The organism is Bradyrhizobium sp. SZCCHNR1051, assembly GCF_032489615.1.
GTDB lineage: Bacteria > Pseudomonadota > Alphaproteobacteria > Rhizobiales > Xanthobacteraceae > Bradyrhizobium.
The window spans coordinates 145,561-167,325 of sequence record NZ_JAUEYJ010000009.1; the positions used below are offsets into that span (position 1 = coordinate 145,561).

Annotated in this window: 16 protein-coding genes; 4 read left to right on the forward strand and 12 right to left on the reverse strand. The window is 66.1% G+C overall.

The window, feature by feature from the left end; all coding sequences use genetic code 11:
• Window positions 1-46 precede the first annotated feature (46 nt).
• A complete protein-coding gene (locus tag QW868_RS13225; RefSeq protein ID WP_316230710.1) occupies window positions 47-3,553 on the reverse strand; it encodes a DUF6603 domain-containing protein in 3,507 nt (1,168 codons plus the stop codon).
• A complete protein-coding gene (locus QW868_RS13230; RefSeq protein ID WP_316230711.1) occupies window positions 3,546-6,062 on the reverse strand; it encodes a M64 family metallopeptidase in 2,517 nt (838 codons plus the stop codon). Before QW868_RS13230 ends, QW868_RS13225 begins: the two co-directional genes overlap by 8 nt.
• Window positions 6,063-6,429: 367 nt before the next feature.
• Between QW868_RS13230 and QW868_RS13235 the strand changes: the two genes are divergently transcribed.
• Window positions 6,430-6,714 carry a hypothetical protein gene (locus QW868_RS13235; RefSeq protein WP_315736153.1) on the forward strand — a complete coding sequence of 95 codons (285 nt, stop codon included), beginning with the start codon at window positions 6,430-6,432 and terminating at the stop codon, window positions 6,712-6,714.
• Between the two features lie 858 nt (window positions 6,715-7,572).
• Window positions 7,573-7,815, forward strand: a complete 243-nt coding sequence (locus QW868_RS13240) for a hypothetical protein (RefSeq protein ID WP_315736152.1) — start codon at window positions 7,573-7,575, stop codon at window positions 7,813-7,815.
• Between the two features lie 169 nt (window positions 7,816-7,984).
• On the opposite strand, the gene QW868_RS13245 is transcribed toward QW868_RS13240, so the two are convergent.
• The 4 genes from QW868_RS13245 to QW868_RS13260 all read right to left on the reverse strand — a co-directional run bounded on the left by QW868_RS13245 (window position 7,985) and on the right by QW868_RS13260 (window position 12,489).
• Window positions 7,985-8,245, reverse strand: a complete 261-nt coding sequence (locus QW868_RS13245; protein WP_410051295.1) for a hypothetical protein — start codon at window positions 8,243-8,245, stop codon at window positions 7,985-7,987.
• An 87-nt stretch (window positions 8,246-8,332) separates the two neighbouring features.
• Window positions 8,333-9,565, reverse strand: a complete 1,233-nt coding sequence (locus QW868_RS13250; RefSeq protein ID WP_316230712.1) for an MFS transporter — start codon at window positions 9,563-9,565, stop codon at window positions 8,333-8,335.
• Between the two features lie 100 nt (window positions 9,566-9,665).
• A complete protein-coding gene (locus tag QW868_RS13255; RefSeq protein WP_315782969.1) occupies window positions 9,666-10,355 on the reverse strand; it encodes a substrate-binding domain-containing protein in 690 nt (229 codons plus the stop codon).
• Between the two features lie 94 nt (window positions 10,356-10,449).
• Window positions 10,450-12,489, reverse strand: a complete 2,040-nt coding sequence (locus QW868_RS13260) for an NAD(+) synthase (protein WP_316230713.1) — start codon at window positions 12,487-12,489, stop codon at window positions 10,450-10,452.
• 190 nt (window positions 12,490-12,679) lie between these two features.
• Between QW868_RS13260 and QW868_RS13265 the strand changes: the two genes are divergently transcribed.
• Window positions 12,680-13,528 carry an SDR family oxidoreductase gene (locus QW868_RS13265; RefSeq protein ID WP_316230714.1) on the forward strand — a complete coding sequence of 283 codons (849 nt, stop codon included), beginning with the start codon at window positions 12,680-12,682 and terminating at the stop codon, window positions 13,526-13,528.
• Between the two features lie 408 nt (window positions 13,529-13,936).
• Here the strand turns inward: QW868_RS13265 and QW868_RS13270 are convergent, their stop codons facing one another.
• The 4 genes from QW868_RS13270 to QW868_RS13285 form a co-directional block, all read right to left on the reverse strand.
• Window positions 13,937-14,557 (reverse strand): hypothetical protein, encoded by a 621-nt coding sequence (locus QW868_RS13270; protein WP_315737021.1) that lies wholly within the window; start codon window positions 14,555-14,557, stop codon window positions 13,937-13,939.
• Window positions 14,558-14,737: 180 nt separating this feature from the next.
• Window positions 14,738-15,004, reverse strand: a complete 267-nt coding sequence (locus QW868_RS13275) for a hypothetical protein (protein WP_315758836.1) — start codon at window positions 15,002-15,004, stop codon at window positions 14,738-14,740.
• 84 nt (window positions 15,005-15,088) lie between these two features.
• Window positions 15,089-16,060, reverse strand: a complete 972-nt coding sequence (locus QW868_RS13280; RefSeq protein WP_316230715.1) for a nitronate monooxygenase — start codon at window positions 16,058-16,060, stop codon at window positions 15,089-15,091.
• A 56-nt stretch (window positions 16,061-16,116) separates the two neighbouring features.
• Window positions 16,117-16,746: a hypothetical protein gene (locus tag QW868_RS13285; protein WP_316230716.1), complete on the reverse strand. Its 630-nt coding sequence runs from the start codon at window positions 16,744-16,746 to the stop codon at window positions 16,117-16,119.
• A 154-nt stretch (window positions 16,747-16,900) separates the two neighbouring features.
• On the opposite strand from QW868_RS13285, the gene QW868_RS13290 reads away from it, so the two are divergent.
• Complete coding sequence (locus QW868_RS13290) at window positions 16,901-18,463, forward strand: AMP-binding protein (RefSeq protein WP_316230717.1); 1,563 nt, start codon at window positions 16,901-16,903, stop codon at window positions 18,461-18,463.
• A gap of 1,255 nt (window positions 18,464-19,718) precedes the next feature.
• Here the strand turns inward: QW868_RS13290 and QW868_RS13295 are convergent.
• On the reverse strand, window positions 19,719-20,726 hold the full coding sequence (locus QW868_RS13295; protein WP_316230718.1) for a hypothetical protein: 1,008 nt from the start codon (window positions 20,724-20,726) through the stop codon (window positions 19,719-19,721).
• 547 nt (window positions 20,727-21,273) lie between these two features.
• Window positions 21,274-21,687 carry a DUF1801 domain-containing protein gene (locus QW868_RS13300; protein WP_316230719.1) on the reverse strand — a complete coding sequence of 138 codons (414 nt, stop codon included), beginning with the start codon at window positions 21,685-21,687 and terminating at the stop codon, window positions 21,274-21,276.
• Window positions 21,688-21,765: the final 78 nt, after the last annotated feature.

Sequence of the window (21,765 nt, forward strand, 5' to 3'; positions counted from 1 at the left end):
CCCTCCCCGCCACCTCGCCGGACCGCCCGCCATCATCGTGCCTCCGCTACGCCGCGCGCTTCATCTCGTGCGGGCGCACGATATGGGCCTCGCTGGCGAAGTTCGGATTGCGCCGCGTCTCCGCCGCCATGAATTCACCGGCGCTGGCGCGCGATTGGAACGACGCAGGCGCGCCGGCGATCGGCGAATTGTCGGCCAGGCTCACCACCACATAGGACGCCTGATCGACCGCGATCTTGTCGTCGAATGCGTGCTTCAGATCGCGTGACTTCGCCGAGATCTCCGACCGCGCCACGGCGTTGTTGGCCAGGAAGTGCGTGAACAGCCCGGAGATGAGCGTGACGAAGCGCCGGCGGGCCCGCTTGAAATTGTTGTCGACGATGATCTCTTCGTAGCGGGCGATGCGCTTGGTGACATAGCTGGTCTTTGCCTGGTTGCCAGTGACCGACAGCTCCAGCCCCGCCTCCTCGGCCTCGTAGTCGGACGCGCTGAGCTTCTCGCCGTCCTTGAGGTCCTTGAATTGGGCGATCGCGAACGACTCCCGGATGGTGGCGCGCTTCTCGATGCCCGACGTCGCGGTCGCGACGGAGAAGTAATTGGCGTCGTCCGGGCGCTGCGCGCCGATCTTGTCGAGGGTGATGCCGAGCGGGATCGCACGCTGGGTGATCTTGAGCGAACCGACCGGATGCAGGACAAGGTCGGAGCCCGCGTCCACGGTCTTGAGCGTCACCAACAGCCTGCTGCCGTTCTGCAGCGCGGCAGTCCAGTTCTCCGCCTTCGAGTATTCCGCCACCAGCAGGGGCAGCACGGAGACCGGCGGAAGGCTGGTGTCCTCCTTGTCGCCCCAGGTGTGGGAGAAGTCGACGTCGACGTCCCAGAACAGCAGCGAGATGCTCCCGGTGCCCTCGACGTGCCAGGGCGATGTGCCTTCGAGCGAGCCGCGGAAGCGGATACTGAACAGCCCCGCGCCGAACAGCTTCACCGACAGCGAGGCAGAGATCGTGATGATGAAATAGAACGGCGAGAACTGGAACAGCGCGTCGAAGGCGAGATGGCCCTCGATGTTGGCGATCGAGACGCCGAAATACAGCTCCGCATGTGCGCCGAACTGCACGGTGTTCGACGTCACCGCGAAATAGGCGTCGACCCGGATGCGGGCCACTGGCGTGTTGAGGATGTTGATCGCGATCCGGGGGATCGGCGGGAACGGCAGCGCCGGTGGATTGTAGGCCGGGTGGAAGCCGCCGACGGAGACGATGAAAGTGGCGTCGCCGCCGAACGACGCGAGTACGCCCATGCCGCCGTCGAGCGGCATGAAGATCACGCGGGATTCGTACAGGATGGCGAAGAACCAGCCGCGCTTCTTGTCGAATTCGATCGCGCCCATGAAGGCGACCTGGATGATGATGAGCGGCAGCCGCTCGTCCGGGATCGCCACCGTCAGCTTGCCGATGATGGCGATGTTGCCGGGAATCTCGATGATGATCCCGAGCGACAGGCTGATCAGCGTCGGCGTGCCCCAGCCGAACTTCGCCATCGGGCCGATGAGGAAGGTCCCCTGCTCGGGCGGGAAAAAGGTGCGGAGGTCGGAGATGATCCGGTGCGCGTTGGCGACGACGTCGTGCGGGAATAGCACCGAGTCCAGCGAGCCGGCGCGCACGCCGTTGACTAGCGCGTCGAGGTCCATCGAGCGGTTGAGCCCGACCAGTCCGCCGACTCCCAGCAGGGTGAAGCCGAAGCCGAGCTGCAGTCCGGGATTGAACTCGACCGTGATGATGGCGATGAAGGAAAAGCCCTTTGACCCGTCCGGCATCTTGGTGGTGATGACGCCGATTGCCGTCACCGAGAGGAAGTCGAGGATCTTCAGTTCCAGCGCGCCGGCATATTCGCCGCGGTCCGGATCGATGAAGAGATAGCCGCCGCCCTTCACCGCCCCGGCATCGATCGACAGCCCGACGCCGTTCGGTGGCTTGAATCCGAAGGATAGATCGATCGGGCCGAGATTGCCGCCGCTCCCCGGAAAAGCGAGATCGGTCCGCAGCCCGATGTTTTCCACCACCGCGACGAGCGGACCGAGCGCCGCCTTCAGCGTCGCGCCGACATCGATCGGGAGGCCGTCACCCGACGGTGTCACCGCGAGCGTCAGTCCCTGCACCTCGATCGGACCGAGGTCGATATGCGCTGGGATCTGGATCTCGAGATGCGAGGTGCCGCGGAAATACACGCCGCGCGGATAGGCGACGCCGAGGCCGAGATCGAACTCGAACCGCGTCGAGATACCCGACAGGATGGTCGAGATGAAGCCGTCCGAGCCGGACGCGTCGAGGACGAAAGCGAGGCCCTTGAGGTCCGCCTCGGCGAACACCTCGACGTCCTTGCCTGCCACCAGCGTGAAACCGCCGGCACCGCTCGCCGATTGGTATTCGAGCCGCGTGCCCTCGCCGGTGCCGAGAACGATGGTCGGGCTGCCGGATGCGGCGGAGTATTCCACTTCGACGCGCGCGGTGCCCTTGGCCGACGTCGGCGCGCCGCTGCCTGCGAAGCCGATCACCATGTCGATGCCGCTGCTCGGCCGCACCATCAGGCCGACACCGCCGGTGAGATCGAGGTCGCTCGAGATCGTCACCGCGATCGTCGGACCGAGCTGCATCCGCACCGACAGCAGCCCGCTGAAAGACGGCAGCAGCGCGAAGCCCGGCTTCTTGCTCCCGGACTTCGGCAGCGGGAACAGTCCGAGCTCGGCCGATAGCCGTCCCGCGTCGCGCGCCCGCTCGAAGAACACCAAGCGCAGCCGCTTGCGCACGGCGGCACGCCCGATCGGAGGGCCGCCTTCGAGCGCGCGCGCGACCCGATCCGGCACCTCCACCATCCGGACGTCGAGCCCGAGCCCGGCCGCGAGGCTGTCGATCTGCCGCGCGAAGCTGGAGAAGTCGAAGCTGTCGGTGCCCCAGCCGAAGGCGTTCTCGAACAGGGTCATCGGGTCGGAGACGATCTTCGGCAGGTCCGGGAAACTGAACTTGTAGTCGATGTAGTCCGGGCGGTTGCCGGCGGGCGCGGTGTAGCGGGTGCGGATGACGCCGAGCGCCTGCAGCGCGAAACCGATGCCCGGATGATGGTTGCGCAGATAGGCGATGAAGAGATAGCCGACGAGCTGCTCCGGAAACTCGCCCTTGAAATTATCGGCGTTCAGCGTCGCCGAAAATGCGCCGCCGGGCGCCGAGACGAGGTCGTCGATCGCCTGCACGACGCCGGCGATCGCCTCGATGGTCTTGAAGGCGTCTTCGAGCGAGCCGGACACGACCGTCGTCTCGCCGTCGGACGCCACTTCGCCATCGAGCGACAGCCCACCGCCGACCAGCGCCTGCAGCCGATCGAACAGCAGCTGCAAGTCGACCGCGAGATCGGCGATCGGCTTCGGAATCACGTCGGAATCCCAGCCCAGCTTGAGCAGCAGGCCCTGGAACGCGGCCGGCGACTCCACCGCCGCCCGCAGTGGCAGCAGCAGCTTGCCGATCTCGGCAACGATCGTTTCGAGGGCGCCCGGTTCAGCCATTTTTCTTGGCCTCCGGATAGAATTCGCGGTCGACGACGTCGTGCAGCGCGGGATCGACGCGGTTGGTGATCAGCCATTTGCAGACATGGCAAAAAGTGCCGCTGTTGTTCCGCATCTTGCAGTCGCCGGCCGGACGATAGACCAGCCCGGTGAAGTTGTATGCGCCTTCGTACAGGCCGACCAGCCGCTGCGCCTTGCATGGCGGCTTGAAGTTCGGGATGTCCTTCGGGTCGTCGCCCTCGTCGTTCACATGAGCGAAGTCGGGATCCTTGTTGAGCGGCAGATGGTTGCCTGCGATGAAGTCGCGCACCTTCTTTTCCACCACATAGACCAGCGCGTCCGCATCGTCGCGGCGCGGCACGAACAGCAGCGAGCCTTTCGGAAACACGGGAAACGGCGCCGGCGGCAATTCCAGCCCGCCGAGCCGGATCGAGCCGAGGTTCTGGTCGATGTCGCCGATGTCGAGTCTGACGAGGTAATCGGAATCGGTGAACGTGAGCGGCAGTTGCCGGCCGATCGCCGTGATCTGGATGCGGCGGAGAAACGCCTGGCGGCCGGCCGCCTTCGCCTGCACCCAGCGCGGGATCTGGCGCGGGTCGATCCTGACCTCGATCGAGCCACCCTGCTGGGTCGAAGCCTGGGTCAGCTTGGCCGAAAGCTGGACCCTGAGAAGTTCGAACCATTTCACCTTGGACGGATCGACCAGACGGGAGTGATTGGCGGCGTAGTTCGGATCCTGAAAGATGCCGGCGAGCGCGACGATGTTGTCGTGCTCGCTCGAAGCGGTCGCATTGTCTTCGGCGCTCGTTTCGTATTCGTCGCCGAGATTGAAGGAATGGCCGAATTCGTGCGCAACCGTGTCGATGATATCGGTGAGGTCGGCGTCGATGTCGCTGGCGGGCTTGCGCCGCATCACTTTCTTCGTCGCCGTGTTGGTCGCCGGATATTCGAAGTCGAGCGTCTTCAGGCTCTGCAGCGAATTGGCGGTCACGGTCGACTGGTTGAAATTGGTGCCGCCGATCATGTCCTCGTTGGTGATCATGGCGATCAGGCCGCGGCTGCGCTTGAAGGTGCCGTCCGGTATCCACTCGGCGCCCAGCGCGGTGTGCGGCGACGACCCGAGCCGCAGTCCGGACAGGTAGGCCATGATCGGCGCCGCAACGTTCGCGCGGCCGGTCCTAGCGAGTTCCGGCGGGTGCCGGCGCGGATCCGGGGCAAGGTGCCGGGTGGCGCTGGCCGGCTTGAAGAACTGATAGGCGCGGGCGATCAGGGGCGCGAGGTTGGCATCGCCCGCCGCATCCGCCGCCGGCATCGTCAAAGCGGCCCCGGACTTCGCCGACTGATCGCCCCAGCGGGAGCCGAGCATCAGGCCGTAGAAGGTGTCACGTGCCTCCAGGATGCCGAGCGATTTCTGCTTCCTCCACGCTTCGATCAGGGTGTCGTTGACCTTCGCCGCGTCGTAGTTGGACAGCGACTGGCTCGCCCAGCGCGCCTTCAATTGCGCCGGCGTCGCAGTCTCGTTGCGGAGCGGCAGGCCGACGCGGGCCACGAACTCGTCGACCTCGTAGATGCTCTTGTCGTCCGAAACGCTGTAGTTCCACGGAATCGGTCCGCCCCTGCCGAGCTCCGAGGTCTCCTCGTCGTTGACGCGCCAGCCGCAGGTCACCGCCTGCTCTTCCGACGCCTGGAAGGCCTTGAATACGTTGAAGCTGCCCGCGAGCGTGCCGTAGGGCTCGTGGCGCTTCTGCGAGAACAGACCGTCCGCCGCTTCCTGCACGATCTTGTCGAACTTGTCCTTCTCGGACGCGCGAAAGCCCTCGGCGAGGAACAGGATGTTGTGCATCTCGGCGGCATTGGCGAGGTCGCCGGCGCGCACCGTCGAGATGTTGTCGCGAGTCTTGGCGTAGTCGACCACCTTCACCGACAGGCTCTGGTTGACGCCGAGGAAGCTGCCGTTGAGCTGGGCCGCCCCCTCGCTCACGCCCCTCAACCGTCCCTCATTGTTCGTATTTGCTACCACGAAGGTACCGGGGCTGGCCGAGCTGAGCGTGACGAAGCCGTGCCCGGTGATGTCGCCGACGAGATCGGTCCCGGTCGGATCGTCGCTGAACAGCGCGCACAGCGTCGGCTGGCTGTGGCCGACCGTCGGATGCAGCGCCGTGGTGATCGAGGAGTTGCCGAACCACCAGCCGAGCACATCGTCGTGCACCTGGATACGCGCGACGACGTAGCCGGGGCCATATTCGATCACCACGAGATTGATGCCGACGTCGTCGCCGGTGATGGTGCGCGCCGCAGGATCGATCGTCACGAAGCTGGTCAGCCGGGAGCCGACCGGGTTGTACGGCGCCAGGATCCGAAAATTGCAATCCGCGGTGACGTCGGTCAGCGTGTAGGTCGTCGACCCGCTCGGCAAATCCTGGTCGAACACGCGGAACGGCAGCACCTTAGTCGCGGGCTTCTTCAGCGCGACGTGCATGTCGCAATGCGGGTAGACAATGAGAGGCATGCCGGCACAACCCTCTCTCAGCCAGTAGAACTATTGGGAAGCCCGTCGCTCCCATCGGAAATCTGGCATCGTAAAGATTTTACACCCAAGCCTTCTCAATACAACCTCAACGTGATACTGTTTCGACATCCTTCTTCAATTGTCGTTTGCCGAGTGGAGCTCTCTATCGCTGAGGCCAATCGTGATGCAAAAGCCGGCGGCGTGGAGCATCTCGTTGTCCTCGTTCATCGGATAGACACGAACGCTCCGTGGTTTCCGATGAAGAAGCGATTGGAAGGCGCTGGGCTTGTAGCTGTCCCCGCGAGGTACGGGATCTATGGCGCGATCCGTTTTCTTACCCCGTCAAGCGTCTTGAGTCGCACTGCGATTGACCGCGTCTCCCATCCGTGAACGCGAACAGCGCCGGGGCCTCATTCTCGCGCTAACTTTGGCGGAGATCCTGCTCCTGCTCACGCTTACATCCGAACTCAAGATTTGGCAGGACAGAGCTAATGCGGCTGAAGAGCAGCTGAAGCCGCTTCAGCAAGTACTGTATGTAGGTGGCGCGGTCGATATCACCGGCGTGCGGCAGCTCGTTGAGCGTTTCGAACGGCTCCCAGACTTGGAAGCGGAAAAGACAGCCCTCAAAGGGGGAGGCAGCCAAGCGGGCTGAGCAATCTGAGCTGTTTAAGTCACTCGGCCTCGACAGCGCGCAGACACTCCACTCGTTTTCCACCGCGCAGGCGTCGGAAATCGGTCCTAATGATCCGCCGGCCGTTCTGAAGCGTGCGGTCGATGTTCTCAGCCCTTAGGCAAAGATCCGCAGCGGAGCCAGATCAAGCCGCTATCTGAAGTTGCCCAAAAACTTGCAACGGCGGAAGCTGAACGGGAGAGGTATCACCTCGACGTGCTCAATCTAATGCGCCGAAATGGAAACGGCCTCGCCTATCCATCATGCTGGAGGACGCCGACGGGACAAGCGGAATACATCTTCGATATCACGTTCGGCGATCGCGGGATTCGGGTCAGCGATGCGCCCAAACCCGATCGAAAGATCCGGCTTGGAAAGATGATGGGATCATTTTATGCGTGGCATCGAGATCAATGAACGAGATTTCGCCGCGGCTACCCGGAACCTTGCCGACTGGGCGACATCCCAAAACTGCAAATTCTACTCACGCAACAGGGATGAAACCGGCCTTTCAAACAAGACGCGCTACAAGTGCCTGCAGCGGACCATCGAGCAGAATTTCTATCCTTACTATTCGCCAGCTCCGAGCACGTCACCGAGAAGACCAGCATCCGCTGCCATGACCACGACTGCCGCGCCTAGCCCACCTGTAGGGTAGCTGAGCGAACCGCGGACGGAATAGTTAACACCGCCACCGCCTGACAGAGGATGATAGATGCAGAGCGAAGGCATCCAAGAATACTGTTCACTCTCGCTTCTTCGCGCTGCAGCGTTGCCAATCGGGCGAATTGAGCGCAGGCTCCTCCCCAAGCGCGCAAGTCGCATCATGGGGAGAGACGCATGAAGGAACCGGGACTCGACGGCCGCCATCGGGACAAGGATGGCGAGATCAGCAGGAAGCACGGCAATACGTTGGTCGCCACGTTGCGCAAGATCTATGGGAAGTCGTTTGCGGCCGGCTACCCGGATTCGACGAAGCTCAGTGACGTGCTGCTGCAGCTCAACGAGACGTCGCTGAGCCAGTTGCGCCGGGATCACGGCACCGGGCATTTGGATCACAAGATCAAGGAAGCCTCGAAGTGATCGGGTTTTGCTGATCGGGATCCCTCGCCCGATTGGCGAGGCCGATTGGTGGTCGCAACGTTTGTTCGCTCCCGTGGTTTCGTGCTGTCCCGCTGCGCGGAGCGCCATCGCGCGTCGGAAAGCCCGGGCACCGGGCACTCCGACGCTGAATCCGACGGACGAATCCGTCCTACTTCCCCATGCTTCCCGCCTGGTTCGTGCCCGGGCCGACATTGCCCTGGCTCGACGAGGTGGAATCGCGGCCGGACTTCATGTTGCTGCCGGTGGTCTGCGACGAGGTGGTCGACGTCGCGGCGTTGTGCTTCTTGTGGTGCTTCGCTTGCGCGGCGAGCGGGACGGCGGCGAGGGTGGCGGCGACGAGGGTGCAATGGCGAGTTGGGTCTTCTTCATGGATCCGATCTCTATCCGGTTGAACTCCACGCTCGCCCAACCCGGCTGCGACATCACAGTTCCTGCCGGGGGATCAAGCGTTGTTGTTCGATTCCGACGGCGCGCGTGAAGGTGCGATGCAGCAGCGTCAGGCCGGCGCTTGCATGGGCACGGCGCCAGGCTGCGACGTCGGCTTGGGAAACGGCCGGAAGGTCATCATCATCATGACAGCGCCGAGGCCCATCACCCACGAGCCGACATAGAGCCAAGTGTAGCTCGCAAAGCTGTCGTAGATCAGGCCGCCGGCCAGCGGGCCGGTCGCCATGCCGAGGCTGCCGGCCATCGCCGTGCCGCCGATCACCGTGCCCATGATGCCTTGCGGAAAATTGTCACGCGCGATGGCGGCGTAGAGCGGCATGGTGCCGGCATAGAGGAAGCCGAAGATCGCCGCGACCGCATAGAACGCGGCGAGGTCGCGCACGACCACGTAGGCGAGCGCGCCGAACGCCTGCGCGAGCAGGCCGAGAACAAGTACCCGCTTGGCGCCGAAGCGGTCGCCGAGCAGGCCGAAGGCGATGCGGCCGCCGAGCCCGGCGAGCCCCTCGATGCTGTAGATCGTCACCGCCGCCATCAGCGGGATGCCGCAGGTGACGGCGTAGCTCACGGTGTGGATGATGGGGCCGGAATGCGTGGCGCAGCAGAAGAAGTTGGTGGCGAGCAGGATCAGGAACTGCGGCGAGCGCAGCGCCGCCGATCGCGTCATCTCGGCCGGCCCGGCGGCAGGACCCGACGCGACGGCGTCGCGGGGCGCTGACGATGGCGGGCGGCCCACGAGCAGCGACGTGGGAATCATGATGGCGGCCACGATCGCGGCGATGCACTGCATCGCGGTCCGCCAGTCGTAGCTGGAGACGAGCCAGGCCGCGAGCGGCGACATCGTCATCGGCGCCACGCCCATGCCGGCCGAGACCAGCGACACCGCGAGGCTGCGATGGGTGTCGAACCAGCCGGTGACGGTCGCCATGACCGGCGGGAAGATCGCCGCTGTCGCGATGCCTGCGATCAGGCCGAACAGCAGTTGGAACGCCAACAGCGAGGATGTCAGGCTTGCCAGCAGCAGGCTGACGGCGAGCAGGATCGATCCGATCAGCAGCACGGGACGCGGGCCGATGCGGTCGGACAGCGTGCCCCAGCCCATGCTGGTGACGGCCATCGCCAGGAAGCCGATCGTCATCGCGGTGGAGATCCCCGCGACCGACCACCCGGTCTCGGCGGCCATCGGCTTGAGGAACACCGGCAGCGAGAACAGGCCGCCGACGGCGACGCAGCCGAGCACGCCCCCGGCCGCCACGATCACCCAGCGATAGTACGATGTGCTCATCCGCCGTCTCCTTCCCGATTGTTCGGTTGGAAGACGATCGGGACAAGGCCGAGACGACACGCGGCGATCGGATTTTTTCGCGGGCTGTGGAGCCGGCGCCTCACACCGGCGTCATGCCGTGCTGGCGCTTGGTTTCGGCGGTCTCCTCCGAGACGAGATATTCGATGAAGGCCCGCGCCGCCTCGGTATGCGCGCCGGCCTTGCACAACGCCGCCGCGAACACGGTGCCGGGCTGCAGCGACGCGGGCAGCAGGCCGACGATGTCGATGCCAGGCGCGCCGAGCATCTCGCTGAGCTGCTGGAAGCCGACCTCGACCTCGCCATCGGCGAGCAGTTTTGCAACCGGAATGCCCGGCTTGGCCTGGACCAGGCGCGACGCACCCTCGCCTTCCAGGCCCCAGTCGCGGGCGAGCTTCTGCACGTGCGTTCCGCTCGGGCCCGTGGAGATGCCGATCGCCTTGGCATTCTCCATCGCCTTGCGCACGGCGGCCTCGTCCAACGGATCTGGCTTCGCGGCGCCCGCGCGCACCGCCATCGCCATCGGTGATTCCGCGATCTCGATGATGCTGCCGGGCACGAGATGGCCGTCGGCCTCGAGCTTCTGCAGCGCATCCGAGGCGAGCACCGCGAAGTCGAACGCTTCGCCGGCGCGGATGCGCTTGGCGGCATCGACGCCGCCGACGGATTCGATCGTGATCACCTCGCCGGTCGCCTCCTCATAGGCGGCGGCGAGCTCAGCGAGGATCTGCCTCGTCGCCATCGAGGAAATGCCGGCGGCGGTCACGCTCATGATCTGCTCCGTTCAACGATGTCGATGACGACGCCGCAAAGGCGGACGCGCACGTCTCGGATATGGCAAGCGCGGCGGCGGAGCAAGATGGTCGTCACTTCGGCACGTTGCGCTCCAGGTCCTCCAGCCACGCGGTGGCGTTGCCGTCGGACGGGGCGCGCCAGTCGCCGCGCGGCGACAGGGCGCCGCCGGCCACCACCTTCGGGCCGTTCGGCATCGCCGAGCGCTTGAACTGGCTGAAGGCGAAGAAGCGCTTGAGGAACACCTCCAGCCACTTCCTGATCTCGGGAAGCGTATAGGCGTGGCGCTTGTCGGCAGGGAAATGCGGCGGCCAGGCGCCGTCGCCGACATTCTTCCAGGCGTGATGCGCCATGAAGGCGATCTTCGACGGGCGCATGCCGTAGCGCAGCGTGTAGAACAAATTGAAGTCCTGCAGCTCATAGGGGCCGATCGTGGCCTGGGTGCTCTGCGGCGTCTCGCCCTCCTTCACCGGGACCAGCTCCGGCGAGATCTCGGCCGACAGCACCGCCTCGAGCGTGCGGTCGACATCGGCCGAGAACTGATGGGAGGCGATGACCCAGCGGATGAGATGCTGGATCAGGGTCTTCGGCACGCCGGCATTGACGTTGTAGTGCGCCATCTGATCGCCGACGCCGTAGGTGCACCAGCCCAGCGCCAGCTCCGAGAGATCGCCGGTGCCGAGCACGAGGCCGCCGCGGTCGTTGGCGAGGCGGAACAGATAGTCGGTGCGCAGCCCGGCCTGCACGTTCTCGAAGGTGACGTCGTAGACCTGTTCGCCGCGGCCGAAGGGATGGTCGATGTCCTTCAGCATCTGCGTCGCCGCGGGGCGGATGTCGAGTTCGGCGGCGCTGACTTGAAGCGACGACATCAGCGCATGCGCGTAGGACTTGCTCTGCGCGCCCGTGGCGAAGCCGGGCATCGTATAGGCCAGGATGTTGGTGCGGGGAAGGCCGAGCAGGTCGATCGCCTTCGCCGCGACGATCAGCGCATGCGTGGAATCGAGCCCGCCGGAGACGCCGATCACGATGCGCTTGGTGCCGGTGGCGCGCAGCCGCTGGACGAGACCCGCGACTTGGATGTTGTAGGCCTCGTAGCAGTCCTGATCGAGCCTCGCGGGATCACTCGGCACGAACGGAAAGCGCTCGATGCTGCGCATGAAGCCGATGTCATCGAGGGTCGGCTGCAGCTCGAAGCCGATGCGGCGGTAGTGCACGCCGGCGCGTTGCGCGCGCGCATTGTCGTCGAACGTGCCCATCAGCGCCCGCTCCTGGCGCAGCAGATCGAGATCGACATCGGCGAAGATGGTCTGGCCGATCTGGCGGAAGCGCTCGCTCTCGGCCAGCAGCGCGCCGTTCTCGAAGATCGAGGTCTGGCCGTCCCAGGCGAGATCCGTGGTGGATTCGCCGACGCCCGCCGCCGCATAGACATAGGCTGCGAGGCAGCGCGCCGAGGTCGAGCGGCACAAGAGTGAGCGGGACTCGGCGCGGCCGACCGTGATCGGGCTGCCCGAGAGATTGGCGAGCACGGTGGCGCCGGCGAGCGCCAGCTCGGACGCCGGCGTCACCGGGATCCACATGTCCTCGCAGATCTCGACGCCGATGACGAGCCCGGCGACGTCAGCGGCGGCGAACAGCAGATCCGTGCCGAATGGCGCCATGGTCTCGGCGACCTCGATCATCTCGCCGCGGATGCCGGCGCCGGAGGCGAAGTGACGGCCCTCGTAGAACTCGCGATAGGTCGGCAGGTAGCTCTTCGGGATGACGCCGAGTACCTCGCCGCGATGGATCACGACGGCGCAATTGTAGACGCGATGCGCAAAGCGCAGCGGCGCGCCGACGATCATGACCGGCATCAGGTCGTGCGAGGCTTCGACCAAGGTGAGCAGGCCGCGCTGGACGGCGTCGAGCAGCGGATCCTGCTTGACCAGGTCCTCGATCGCGTAGCCGGACAGGCAGAGCTCCGGAAACACCGCGACCGCCGCCCCCTGGTCATGGCAGGCGCGCGCCGCCGCCAGGATCGCCGCCGCGTTGGCGGTGGGGTTGGCGACGCTGGAGGCGGTGACGCAGGCGGCGACGCGGGCAAAACCGTGCCGGTAGATCGAATGGAAATTCATCGTGGCAGTCCATCTCCTGTCACCTGATCATACGACATGGACCATGACGGGAGCCATAACAAGGGCGGCAGGCCAGCACCGCCAGGGGCGCAGGCTGTGACCTCCGCACGCGTCATTTGAATTGCGCGGGCCACCCGGTGCCGGGTAACTCGAGGCTCGCTTCTTCGCGCCATCCGGGTGAACGGCATCCATGAACCTCTTCGTCATCGGCTTCGGCTACACCGCGCAGCGCTTCGTCGAACTGCACCGCGGCGCGTTCGCGCGCGTCGGCGGCACGGTGCGCGGCGCCGACAAGCGCGCGCAGCTGGCGCCTGATGACATCGACCTGTTCGACGGCACGGCGCCGGCCGCGACGCTGGCGAAAGCCGCGGGCGCCGACGTCGTGCTGATCTCGGTGCCTCCGGGAGCCGGCGACGACCCGGTGCTGGCCACGTTCGGCGACGCTATCACGGCAGGGCGCGCGCGCCGCGTAGTCTATCTCTCGACTGTCGGCGTCTATGGCGACCATCAGGGCGGCTGGATCGACGAGGACACGCCGCTGGCGCCTGAGCACGACCGGGTGCAGGCCCGGGTCCGCGTCGAGGCGGACTGGCGCGCGCGGATCGGCGACCGGCTCGCGGTGCTCCGGCTCGGCGGCATCTACGGGCCGGGCCGCAATGCGCTGGTCGAGCTGCGGGCCGGGCGGGCGCGGCGCATCGTCAAGCCGGGACAGGTGTTCAACCGCATCCATGTCGATGATGCGGGCCGCGCGATCATGGGCGCGATCGAGCGCCGGCAAGGCGGCGCCTGGAACATTGTCGACGACGAGCCGGCGCCGCCGCAGGATGTCATCGCCTACGCCGCCGCGCTGACGGGCATCGCGCCGCCGCCCGAGCAGCCGTTCGACCGCGCCGAGCTGTCGCCGATGGCGCGCAGCTTCTATGCCAGCAACCGCCGCATCCGGAACGTCCGCGCCAAGCAGGAGCTCGGCGTCGTCTTTGCCTACCCGACATATCGTGCCGGGCTCGACGCGCTGTGGGCCGCGGGCGAAGGGCGCTGACGCGAGATTTTCTGGGACACCGGCGAAACCTTCCGCCGCGCTCGCGATTGCCACGAACAGAGATTGTCATGCGGGTTTGACGCGACTGCACGTCGTGCACCCCTCACACGACGGATGTTCGACGTGCAAGGCGATCAACCCATCAGCTGGCTGATGTTTCACGCTCGCGGCCGCGATCATCATTGCCGCCGGCGCGTTCCTGGCCTTCCTGCGCTCGCGACACAACCGCGAGATCGCGGCGGGCCCGGCCGGACCTGCGCACCGCGCCCGCGTCGTCGCCGACTGGAGCCGGTGCCGAGAGCGGCGGGCATCCGGAGGCCAATCCGCCGGCGAGGTAAAAAATACCCCCTGGAAGTAAGAAGGCCGCGCAATGCGCGGCCTTCTCTGATGTTCACGTGGCCGGACCAATCAGATCGCGGCTGCGACCTTGTCGAGGCCGATGGTACGCGCAAGCCGCCGCACTTCGTCCTTCTGGTCCTCGCGCAGCTGCCACAGCAGCGGCATCGCGGCCGACTTCAGCTGTTGCACTTCATCCGAATCCGGATCGATCGCCACCGCGCCCGGCTTCGCCGCGCCCTGGCGGCCGGCGTGGATCTTGCGGGCGACGGCGCGCAGCGCCGTCTCGACCGCCGGCCAATAATATTCCTGGCTCGACGACAGCCGCAGCCGCTCCTTGATGCCCGCGATCTGGCCGTCCGACAGCAACGAATAGGCCTTCTGCACCTCCGGCTTCAGCGGCGCCGGGGCCGGCTCGCTCCTGGCGAGAATCTTTGACTTCGGCACCACCGGCTCGGCAGCGACGACGGCCGACGCTTTCGCCATTTCCGGCTCGGACGGCGCATAGGCAAAGGCCTGGCGCAGCGTCGCCTTCGACGGGGCACTCGGCTGCTGCACCTCGGGAGCCGCAAGTGTGACCATCGCCAGGCGGTCGCCCTTGGCTTCACGGTTGGAGATTGGGCTCTTCGCCACCACAGGCGGCATCATCGCACCGGCCGAAGGCACGCTGTCCCGCATCAGGACGCTTGTCACGGCCGCGCCTGCGATCAGCACGCCCAGCACAGCGACAAAAGCGATCGACTTCGTCACGCAATTCTCCGTATCCCGGCGGAAAGCCGCAGCTTGCCGAAAAGTGGGAGTTAATTAAGGCTTTACGATGCCACAGAAACACAGAGGCCACCATTCTGCCCTGTGAACATGACGGATATTTTTTCACGCCGCCGAATACAGCTCGGCCGGCATCAGCAGATCGTACGCGGCCTGGATGTCGGCGACGATGTCGGAGGCCTCCCAAAGCGCCGCCGGTTCCACCGAATGCAGGCTGATGGTCCAGTTCCCGCCGCGAGCGGTGCGGGGAACGCTCATGATGTCGAACTGGACGTTGCGGCACAGCGGATGCCGCTGCAAAGCATGCCCGACGCGGATCCGGATCTCCTCGAGCGTCGCCCGCTCCTTGTCCTGCCGTAGCCCGATGCCCATCGCACGATTCCGCCAAGTTCAAGCTCCGCGGATTGTGGGACCCGATGGTTAATGGTGCCTTAAGGACACACATCACGTTTTCTCTCATGATCGGAGGCCACCCGCGCCGCCGTACTCATCAGCCGTCCGCGCGACCAGCACGGCGACCGACGGGATGTCGGTGACCCCCGAGGTCGCGTGCCCCGCGCTCCAGATGTCGCGCCAGCGTCTCGGCCGCGCCTCGCGCGCGGCGATGTCGATGTCGCTGCCGATCTCGATCGCGCCGCGCGCCGGCAACGCTTCGGGATCGAGCCCGGCCGCGACGATCGACGGCCGCAGCATGCTGGTCGGCAGGCCCGTGAAGGCCGAGGTGAGCAGCACGTCGTCGGCCGAGCTTGCCACCAGCATCGCCTTGTAGCGATCATCGGCCATGCTTTCGCGCGTGGCGATGAACTTCGTGCCCATATAAGCGAGATCGCAGCCGAGCACTTCGGCCGCCCGCAAGGCCACGCCGTCGCTGATGCCGCCCGCGAGCACGATCGGCCCGGCGAAGAACGCCCTGACCGCGCGCACGAAGGCGAACGGGTTGAGCCAGCCGGTCTGGCCACCCGCGCCGGCCGTGAGCAGCACCAGCCCATCGGCGCCGGCTTCCACCGCGCGCTCGGCATGACGGATCGAGGCGACGTCGGCCAACACCAGCGCGCCCGCATCATGCAAGGGCGCAACGACCTTCGCCGGCGAGCCGACCGATGTGATCACGATCTCCGGCCGGTGCCGCAATAGCACCGCGAGATCGTCCTTCAGCCGCGCGTTGGAGTGATGCACGATCAGATTCGGGCAGACCGGCGCAGTCGCCGCCCCGCTGGTATCGCTGCTGCGCGCAAGCCGATCCGCAATCCGGAACAGCCAGGCGTCGAGCTCGTCGGGGGTGCGGCAATTGACCGTCGGGAACGCGCCGATCACGCCATTGGCGCAGGCCGCGCTCACCAGCTCGATTCCCGACACCAGAAACATCGGCGCTGCGATCAGCGGCAGGCGCAGCCGCGTCCGCAGCCCGGCCCATCGAGTCTCCCGCACGGCGCTTCCTCCCTGATCTCTGTTCGGCTCAGGGATAACGACGCAGCCGCATGCGATCAATCGTTGCCGAAGAAGCTGAAGCGCGGCCCCTCCATGCCGAGCGGCTGCGCCGCATAGGCGCGGGGCGTCGTATCCTCGCGCACCGCCTGCTCGACGGCGCGCAGATCCTGCTCGCGGCGCTGGCGCCGGCGCTCGACATATTGCCGGTGCCGGTCGGCGCGGCGCTGCTCGGCGACGCGCTTGCGCTCGGCCCCGCGCGCCTTCAGGTCCGCGTCCTGAACTTTTTCTGCGGCCTTCTCCTGGAGCTTGGCCTGGGCTTCGTCGGACGTGGTGGCCGGGGTGGTGGCCGCCACCGCAGAAGCCGCGGGCGCAGCGTTCGCGTCCGGCGCAGCCGCCTGCTGCGACGGCGCGGGACTGGCCGAGGCCGACGTCGCAGGCGCCGTCTCGGCTGCTGCAGGCGACACCTTGATCGGCGTCTTCGCAGCCGCCTGCGTCGCCGCAAGATACGAGGTGGCGGTCGGACTTGGCGACGGCGCGTCCGGTCCGGAGCGCTCGAGCTTGGTCGATTCCATCACCAGCGATCGCGGATGCATGCCCTCGGCCAGAATGAGCCCACCGCCGAGACCGGCCGCGACGGCGATGGCGACCGTTCCGGCTCCTGCAAAAAAGGCTGTCGAGGTGCGCATGGCCTTGCTCCTTATTCTTCGGCCGGGCAACGCGGGGCGCGCTGCGATGTTCCGGGAACGGCAGAGCGCGCCTTGAGCGCGAGGCACTTTCTGATAGCGTCGGCAACAAGCCATGCGACGCCACAACGATCGCGGCCTCCCGGGAGGACGTTCCATGAGCCATCAGCTTCACACGTTTCCAGTCGTCTGCGAGCAGACCCTGCTCACCCTGTCGCGTCACCCCTCGCGCACCGCTTTCAGCTGGCCCGGCGGATCGCTGTCGTATCAGGGCGCGATCGACCTGATCGGGCGCATGCAAGGCGTGTTCATGCGCCTCGGCCTTTCGCCGGGAACACGTGTCGCGTTGCTCACCGCGAACCGCGCCGATACCTGGTGCGCCGGCACGGCGGCACAGCTGTCGCGGCTCGCCATCACCTGGCTGCATCCGCTCGGATCGCTGGAGGACCAGCTGTTCCAGCTGTCGGATTCGGAATCGCAGGTGCTGGTGATCGATGCGGCAGCGTTCCGCGACCGCGGCGGTGAGCTCGCCGCGCGCGCCGACGGCCTCCGTCACGTGTTCACGCTGGGGCAGGCCGGCTATGGCGCTGACCTGCTCGCCGCAATCGAGCAGGCCGGCCACGCCACCGCACGCAATTTCGCCACGCCCGACGACATCGCGACCCTGAACTACACCGGCGGCACCACCGGAAAGTCGAAGGGCGCGCTGCGCCATCACCGGGAGTATGGCGGCTTCGCCACCGCGATCCTCGCCGATTTCGAGATTCCGGAGCGTGCGCGCTACCTGACGGTGGCGCCGATCAGCCATGTCGCCGGCACCAAGGTGCTGCCGACCCTGATGCGCGGCGGCACCGTGCACATGCTGAAGGGATTCGATCCCGAGGCCGTGCTGGCGACCATCGCCCGCGAGCGCATCGACTTCACGCTGTTCGTGCCGACGATGATCTACGTGCTGCTCGATCATCCCGCGTTGGCTAGGACCGATCTCTCCTCGCTCGAGCTCGTGCTGTACGGCGCCTCGGCGATGTCGCCGACGCGGCTCGTCGAGGGCATCGAGCGCATCGGCCCGGTGTTCTCGCAGCTCTACGGCCAGACCGAATGCTATCCCGTCTCGGTGCTGCGCAAGGCCGATCATGATCCGAAGCAGCCGGAGCTGTTCCTGTCCTGCGGCTTCCCGATCGCGGCCTGCGAGGTCAAAATCCTCGACGACGACGATCGGGAGGTCGCGCAGGGCGAAGCGGGCGAGATCTGCGTGCGCGCGCCGCATGTGATGGCGGAGTATTGGAAGCGGCCGGACACCACGGCGGAGACGTTGAAGAACGGCTGGCTGCACACCGGCGACATCGCCCGCCGCGACGAGCGCGGCTACATGTACATTCTCGACCGCAAGAAGGACATGATCGTCTCCGGCGGCTTCAACATCTTCCCGCGCGAGATCGAGGACGTGCTGACGCAGCACGCCGACGTCGCGATGTGTGCGGTGGTGGGCGTGCCCGACGACAAATGGGGCGAGGCCGTCACCGCGATCGTGGTGCCCCGCGCCGGCGCGCAGATCGACGCTGCCGAGCTGATCGAGCTCGTGAAGGCGCGCAAGGGCTCGGCCCATGCGCCCAAGAGCATCTCGTTCGTCAAGGAGCTGCCGATGACCGGCGTCGGCAAGGTCGACAAGAAGGTGCTGCGCGCACGGTTCTGGGAGGGCCGCGGGCGGATGGTGGGGTAGCGGCATCATCAGCTCCCTCGATCGCCACCGTCATTGCGAGGCGCTCTTGCGCCGAAGCAATCCAGGGCCGCGGATGAGGCCCTGGATTGCTTCGCTCCGCTCGCAACGACGGCAATCCAGACTCGCGGCTCTGCAATGCCGATGGAAGCTCTCGCCCGTAGCCGCCGCGCTCCGCTGTCGTCCCGGGCAAGCGAAGCGCGACCCGGGATCCATAACCGCAGGGCAGCGTCGTAAGCGCTGACGTCGCGACCCGCGTGCCTCGACCATCGTCCTGTGATTATGGGTCCCGGCGTTCGCCGGGACGACAGCCTCTGTGTGGCGCGATACTCGCCACGCGATCCGCTGTCTCCAAACACCACTGAATGCGTTGCCCCCATTGCAGACATGACATTGCTGCCTCGCGGCGCACCTGCGTCCGAGTCTTGCTGGTGTCGTTCCCCTCCAACTCACGGAGGGTGCAGGGAAGGCCAGGCCTCGACCGAGGCCTGCGGTCCGCGTGCAGCAAAAAAGCACGCGGCAGAACCACAGGTTCGGCCGGATAGACCCGGCCTTCCCTGCGCGGTGGCTTTACGATTTATACGCAGTCTCCTCGGTGACCGGCTTGTTTGCCACCGTGGCGACAACGCGTTTCACGCGTTGCGCGGGCCTCAGCGTCGGGAGGCCAGGACCCTGCGACTTCACCGTCCGCGACGTGGCGTACGTCGGCATGCCCAAAGCATGCTGCGCCCCATCGCGGCCACCGCATCCCACCCCAACGCATCGTGACGTTCGCGAAGCGCCCCTCGTCAGTGAAGCGGGATGGGGAGAAAAGACCATGGATTTCTGAAAATGCAAAGTCGAATATTTTTCGCTCCGCATCTGGACAGCCCAAATCAGCTTGATCGCGCGAGCGAATTTCGTCTTTGCGCGCGCCGCTGCGGACGCCCGACCTGCGCCGGAAGGTATCGATGGGGAAGCAAGCCTGCTCGTCGGCCAAATCAACCTCGCTGCGGCACAACGAATCCCACGCGACGCGCAACAGAGGGCCCAACGTAAAGCCGGTCTGCACTCCGACCCGCTGTCGTGCCGAACAAGCGAAGCCGGACGATGTGCAGGCATCGGCGCGTTCGCGCGACCCAGGACCGATACCACAGGACGTGGCGAGCCCAGATGCATCAACGCGCGTGCCTCGAATATGGCCCTGGGGTTATGGGTCCCGGCGTTCGCCGGGACGACACTGATTTTGTCGAACGAGCGTCCGGACACGACAACCATCTCACAACGCCGCGAACGCAGCGCGCGACGGTGCGAGCGGCAACCAGTCCGGGATGCGGCGCTTGGCGAGCCAGTACGGTCGCCACAGCCTGCGCCAGGTGGCGAGATCGAGCGGGGCCTGGCGCCATTTGATCCTGCCCGTCTCGATCTGCGGCAGGTCGTGCAGGTGCAGCCACCGCCGTGCGATCCACCACAGCTCGCGCGGCGCGGCGGCATTCCCGGGGCCTTCGAGCTGGATGATGTTGAGCAACGGATCATGACAATGGAGCCCGGTCTCCAACGTCGCGACGCGCTCGCCATTGCGCCAGACGCTCCACAGCCGCGAGCGGTTATGGGCGATGTCGTCATCATAGGTGCGGACGCAGTTGCGCATGACGACCGCTTCCTCGACGATGGCCGGGATGTCATCGAGCGGCCTGAATTCATAATCACCCACACGGCCCGGGTTGAGCCACATGTTGCGGATCGGCCGCTGACCGATGTTGAGGTGCAGCGTCGTGTTCGCTCGCCAGGCGAAGGCGGCTGTCCGTGCGGCGTCGAGCTTCATGGCCGGAGTCCACGGCCGTTCGATGAGCTCGCGGCCGAAGCAGCCGGGCTGTCCCGAGAACCAGATCCACAGACCGAGCAGATGCATGTGATCGCGCTTCGGCGCCCGCAGATACTCGCGAGCGATCCAGACGGCGGCGGCCTCATGCGCCAGCGCCGCCATCTCCGCCACGAGCTGCAGCCAGGTCGGCATCAGCTTCGGCGAGCGCGGCAAATGGTTGCCGATCTGCCGCCGGAACAGCTCGCCGTTTGGCAGGGGCGGGATCTGACGGACGAACGCCTCCGGTGGCAGCTTGCGCAGCCAGAGCGGCAGACCGGCCGCGGCCGCCGCCTCGGCCAGCGGACGCCCCGCGATCACGCACGCGATCGCCCGCTCCGGATCGACGTCCGGGCGCGGCACCGCCAGCGCGAACAGCAGCGCCGGAAAGCTGAGCGCGAGGTCGGCGAGATGAGGATGTCGCATCGCGCATGCGCGCACGCGGGATTGAAGACGAGACGAATAGCGCCGCAGCCGGCGTTCGCGCAGGTCGGAACGCTCCGGCTCCCGGCTGGGAGTCAGCAAGAGATTTGATGTCATGACACGACGGTTCAAGCGCAGGCCACGAGGGCCGCGGGCTTTTCGATGAGATGCGAAAGGGTCAAATCATGGCCGGGACAATCATCCCGGTCGGCCGCGTCAATGATCGCGCAGCGAGCCCGGGAAGCGCGTGAGTCTGGACATCGTCGCCTCCTGCGTTGAAGTTGGGATGCGCTGAACTAGCGTGTTTCTCGGCAGAGCGCAACCATGGCTGCCGCCTCCTCCCAGCCCGATGCACACGGGTCATCGTTGCGAAAGGTTGTCGGCGACCGGCACCGCCGTCGCGGGCCCTCCCGAAACGACGAAGCGATCCAGGCCTTCCAGACAGATGATTCGACTTGGCCCTGGATTGCTTCGCTGCGCTCGCGACGACGTGGTGAGTGAGCAGCGACCTGGATCGTTGATACTGACTGCGCGGAGCGATGCACCAGCCCTAGCGCTTCCCCTTCGTCATGTTCAGCGCCACCGCGGCGCGGATCAGCGCCATGAACGCCGTCTCATCGATCACGTCGCCTTCATGAAGGTCGATGGCGCGGCGGGTGTTGCCGTCGAGGCTGGCGTTGAAGAGGCCGGAAGGGTCCGGCAGCGAGGCTCCCTTGGCGAAGGTCAGCTTCACCGCGGCCTTGTAGGTCTCGCCGGTGCAGACGATGCCGGCATGCGACCATACGGGAACGCCGCGCCACTTCCACTCTTCGACGATATCGGGATCGGCCCGTTTGATGAGATCGCGGACGTAGCTGAGCGTGACGCCGCGCCAATCCCCGAGCTCCTTGATCCGGGCGTCGATCGGCTCCGACGGAGACTGGCTCCCCTCGCCGACGCTCGTGGCCTTCGTTGGTTTCGCCATGACGCTTGTTCCCGTCCACCTGCTTGTCGTTTCACCTGCGTGTAGTCCGCGTCGTAGTTATACGACCATCTTGGCCTG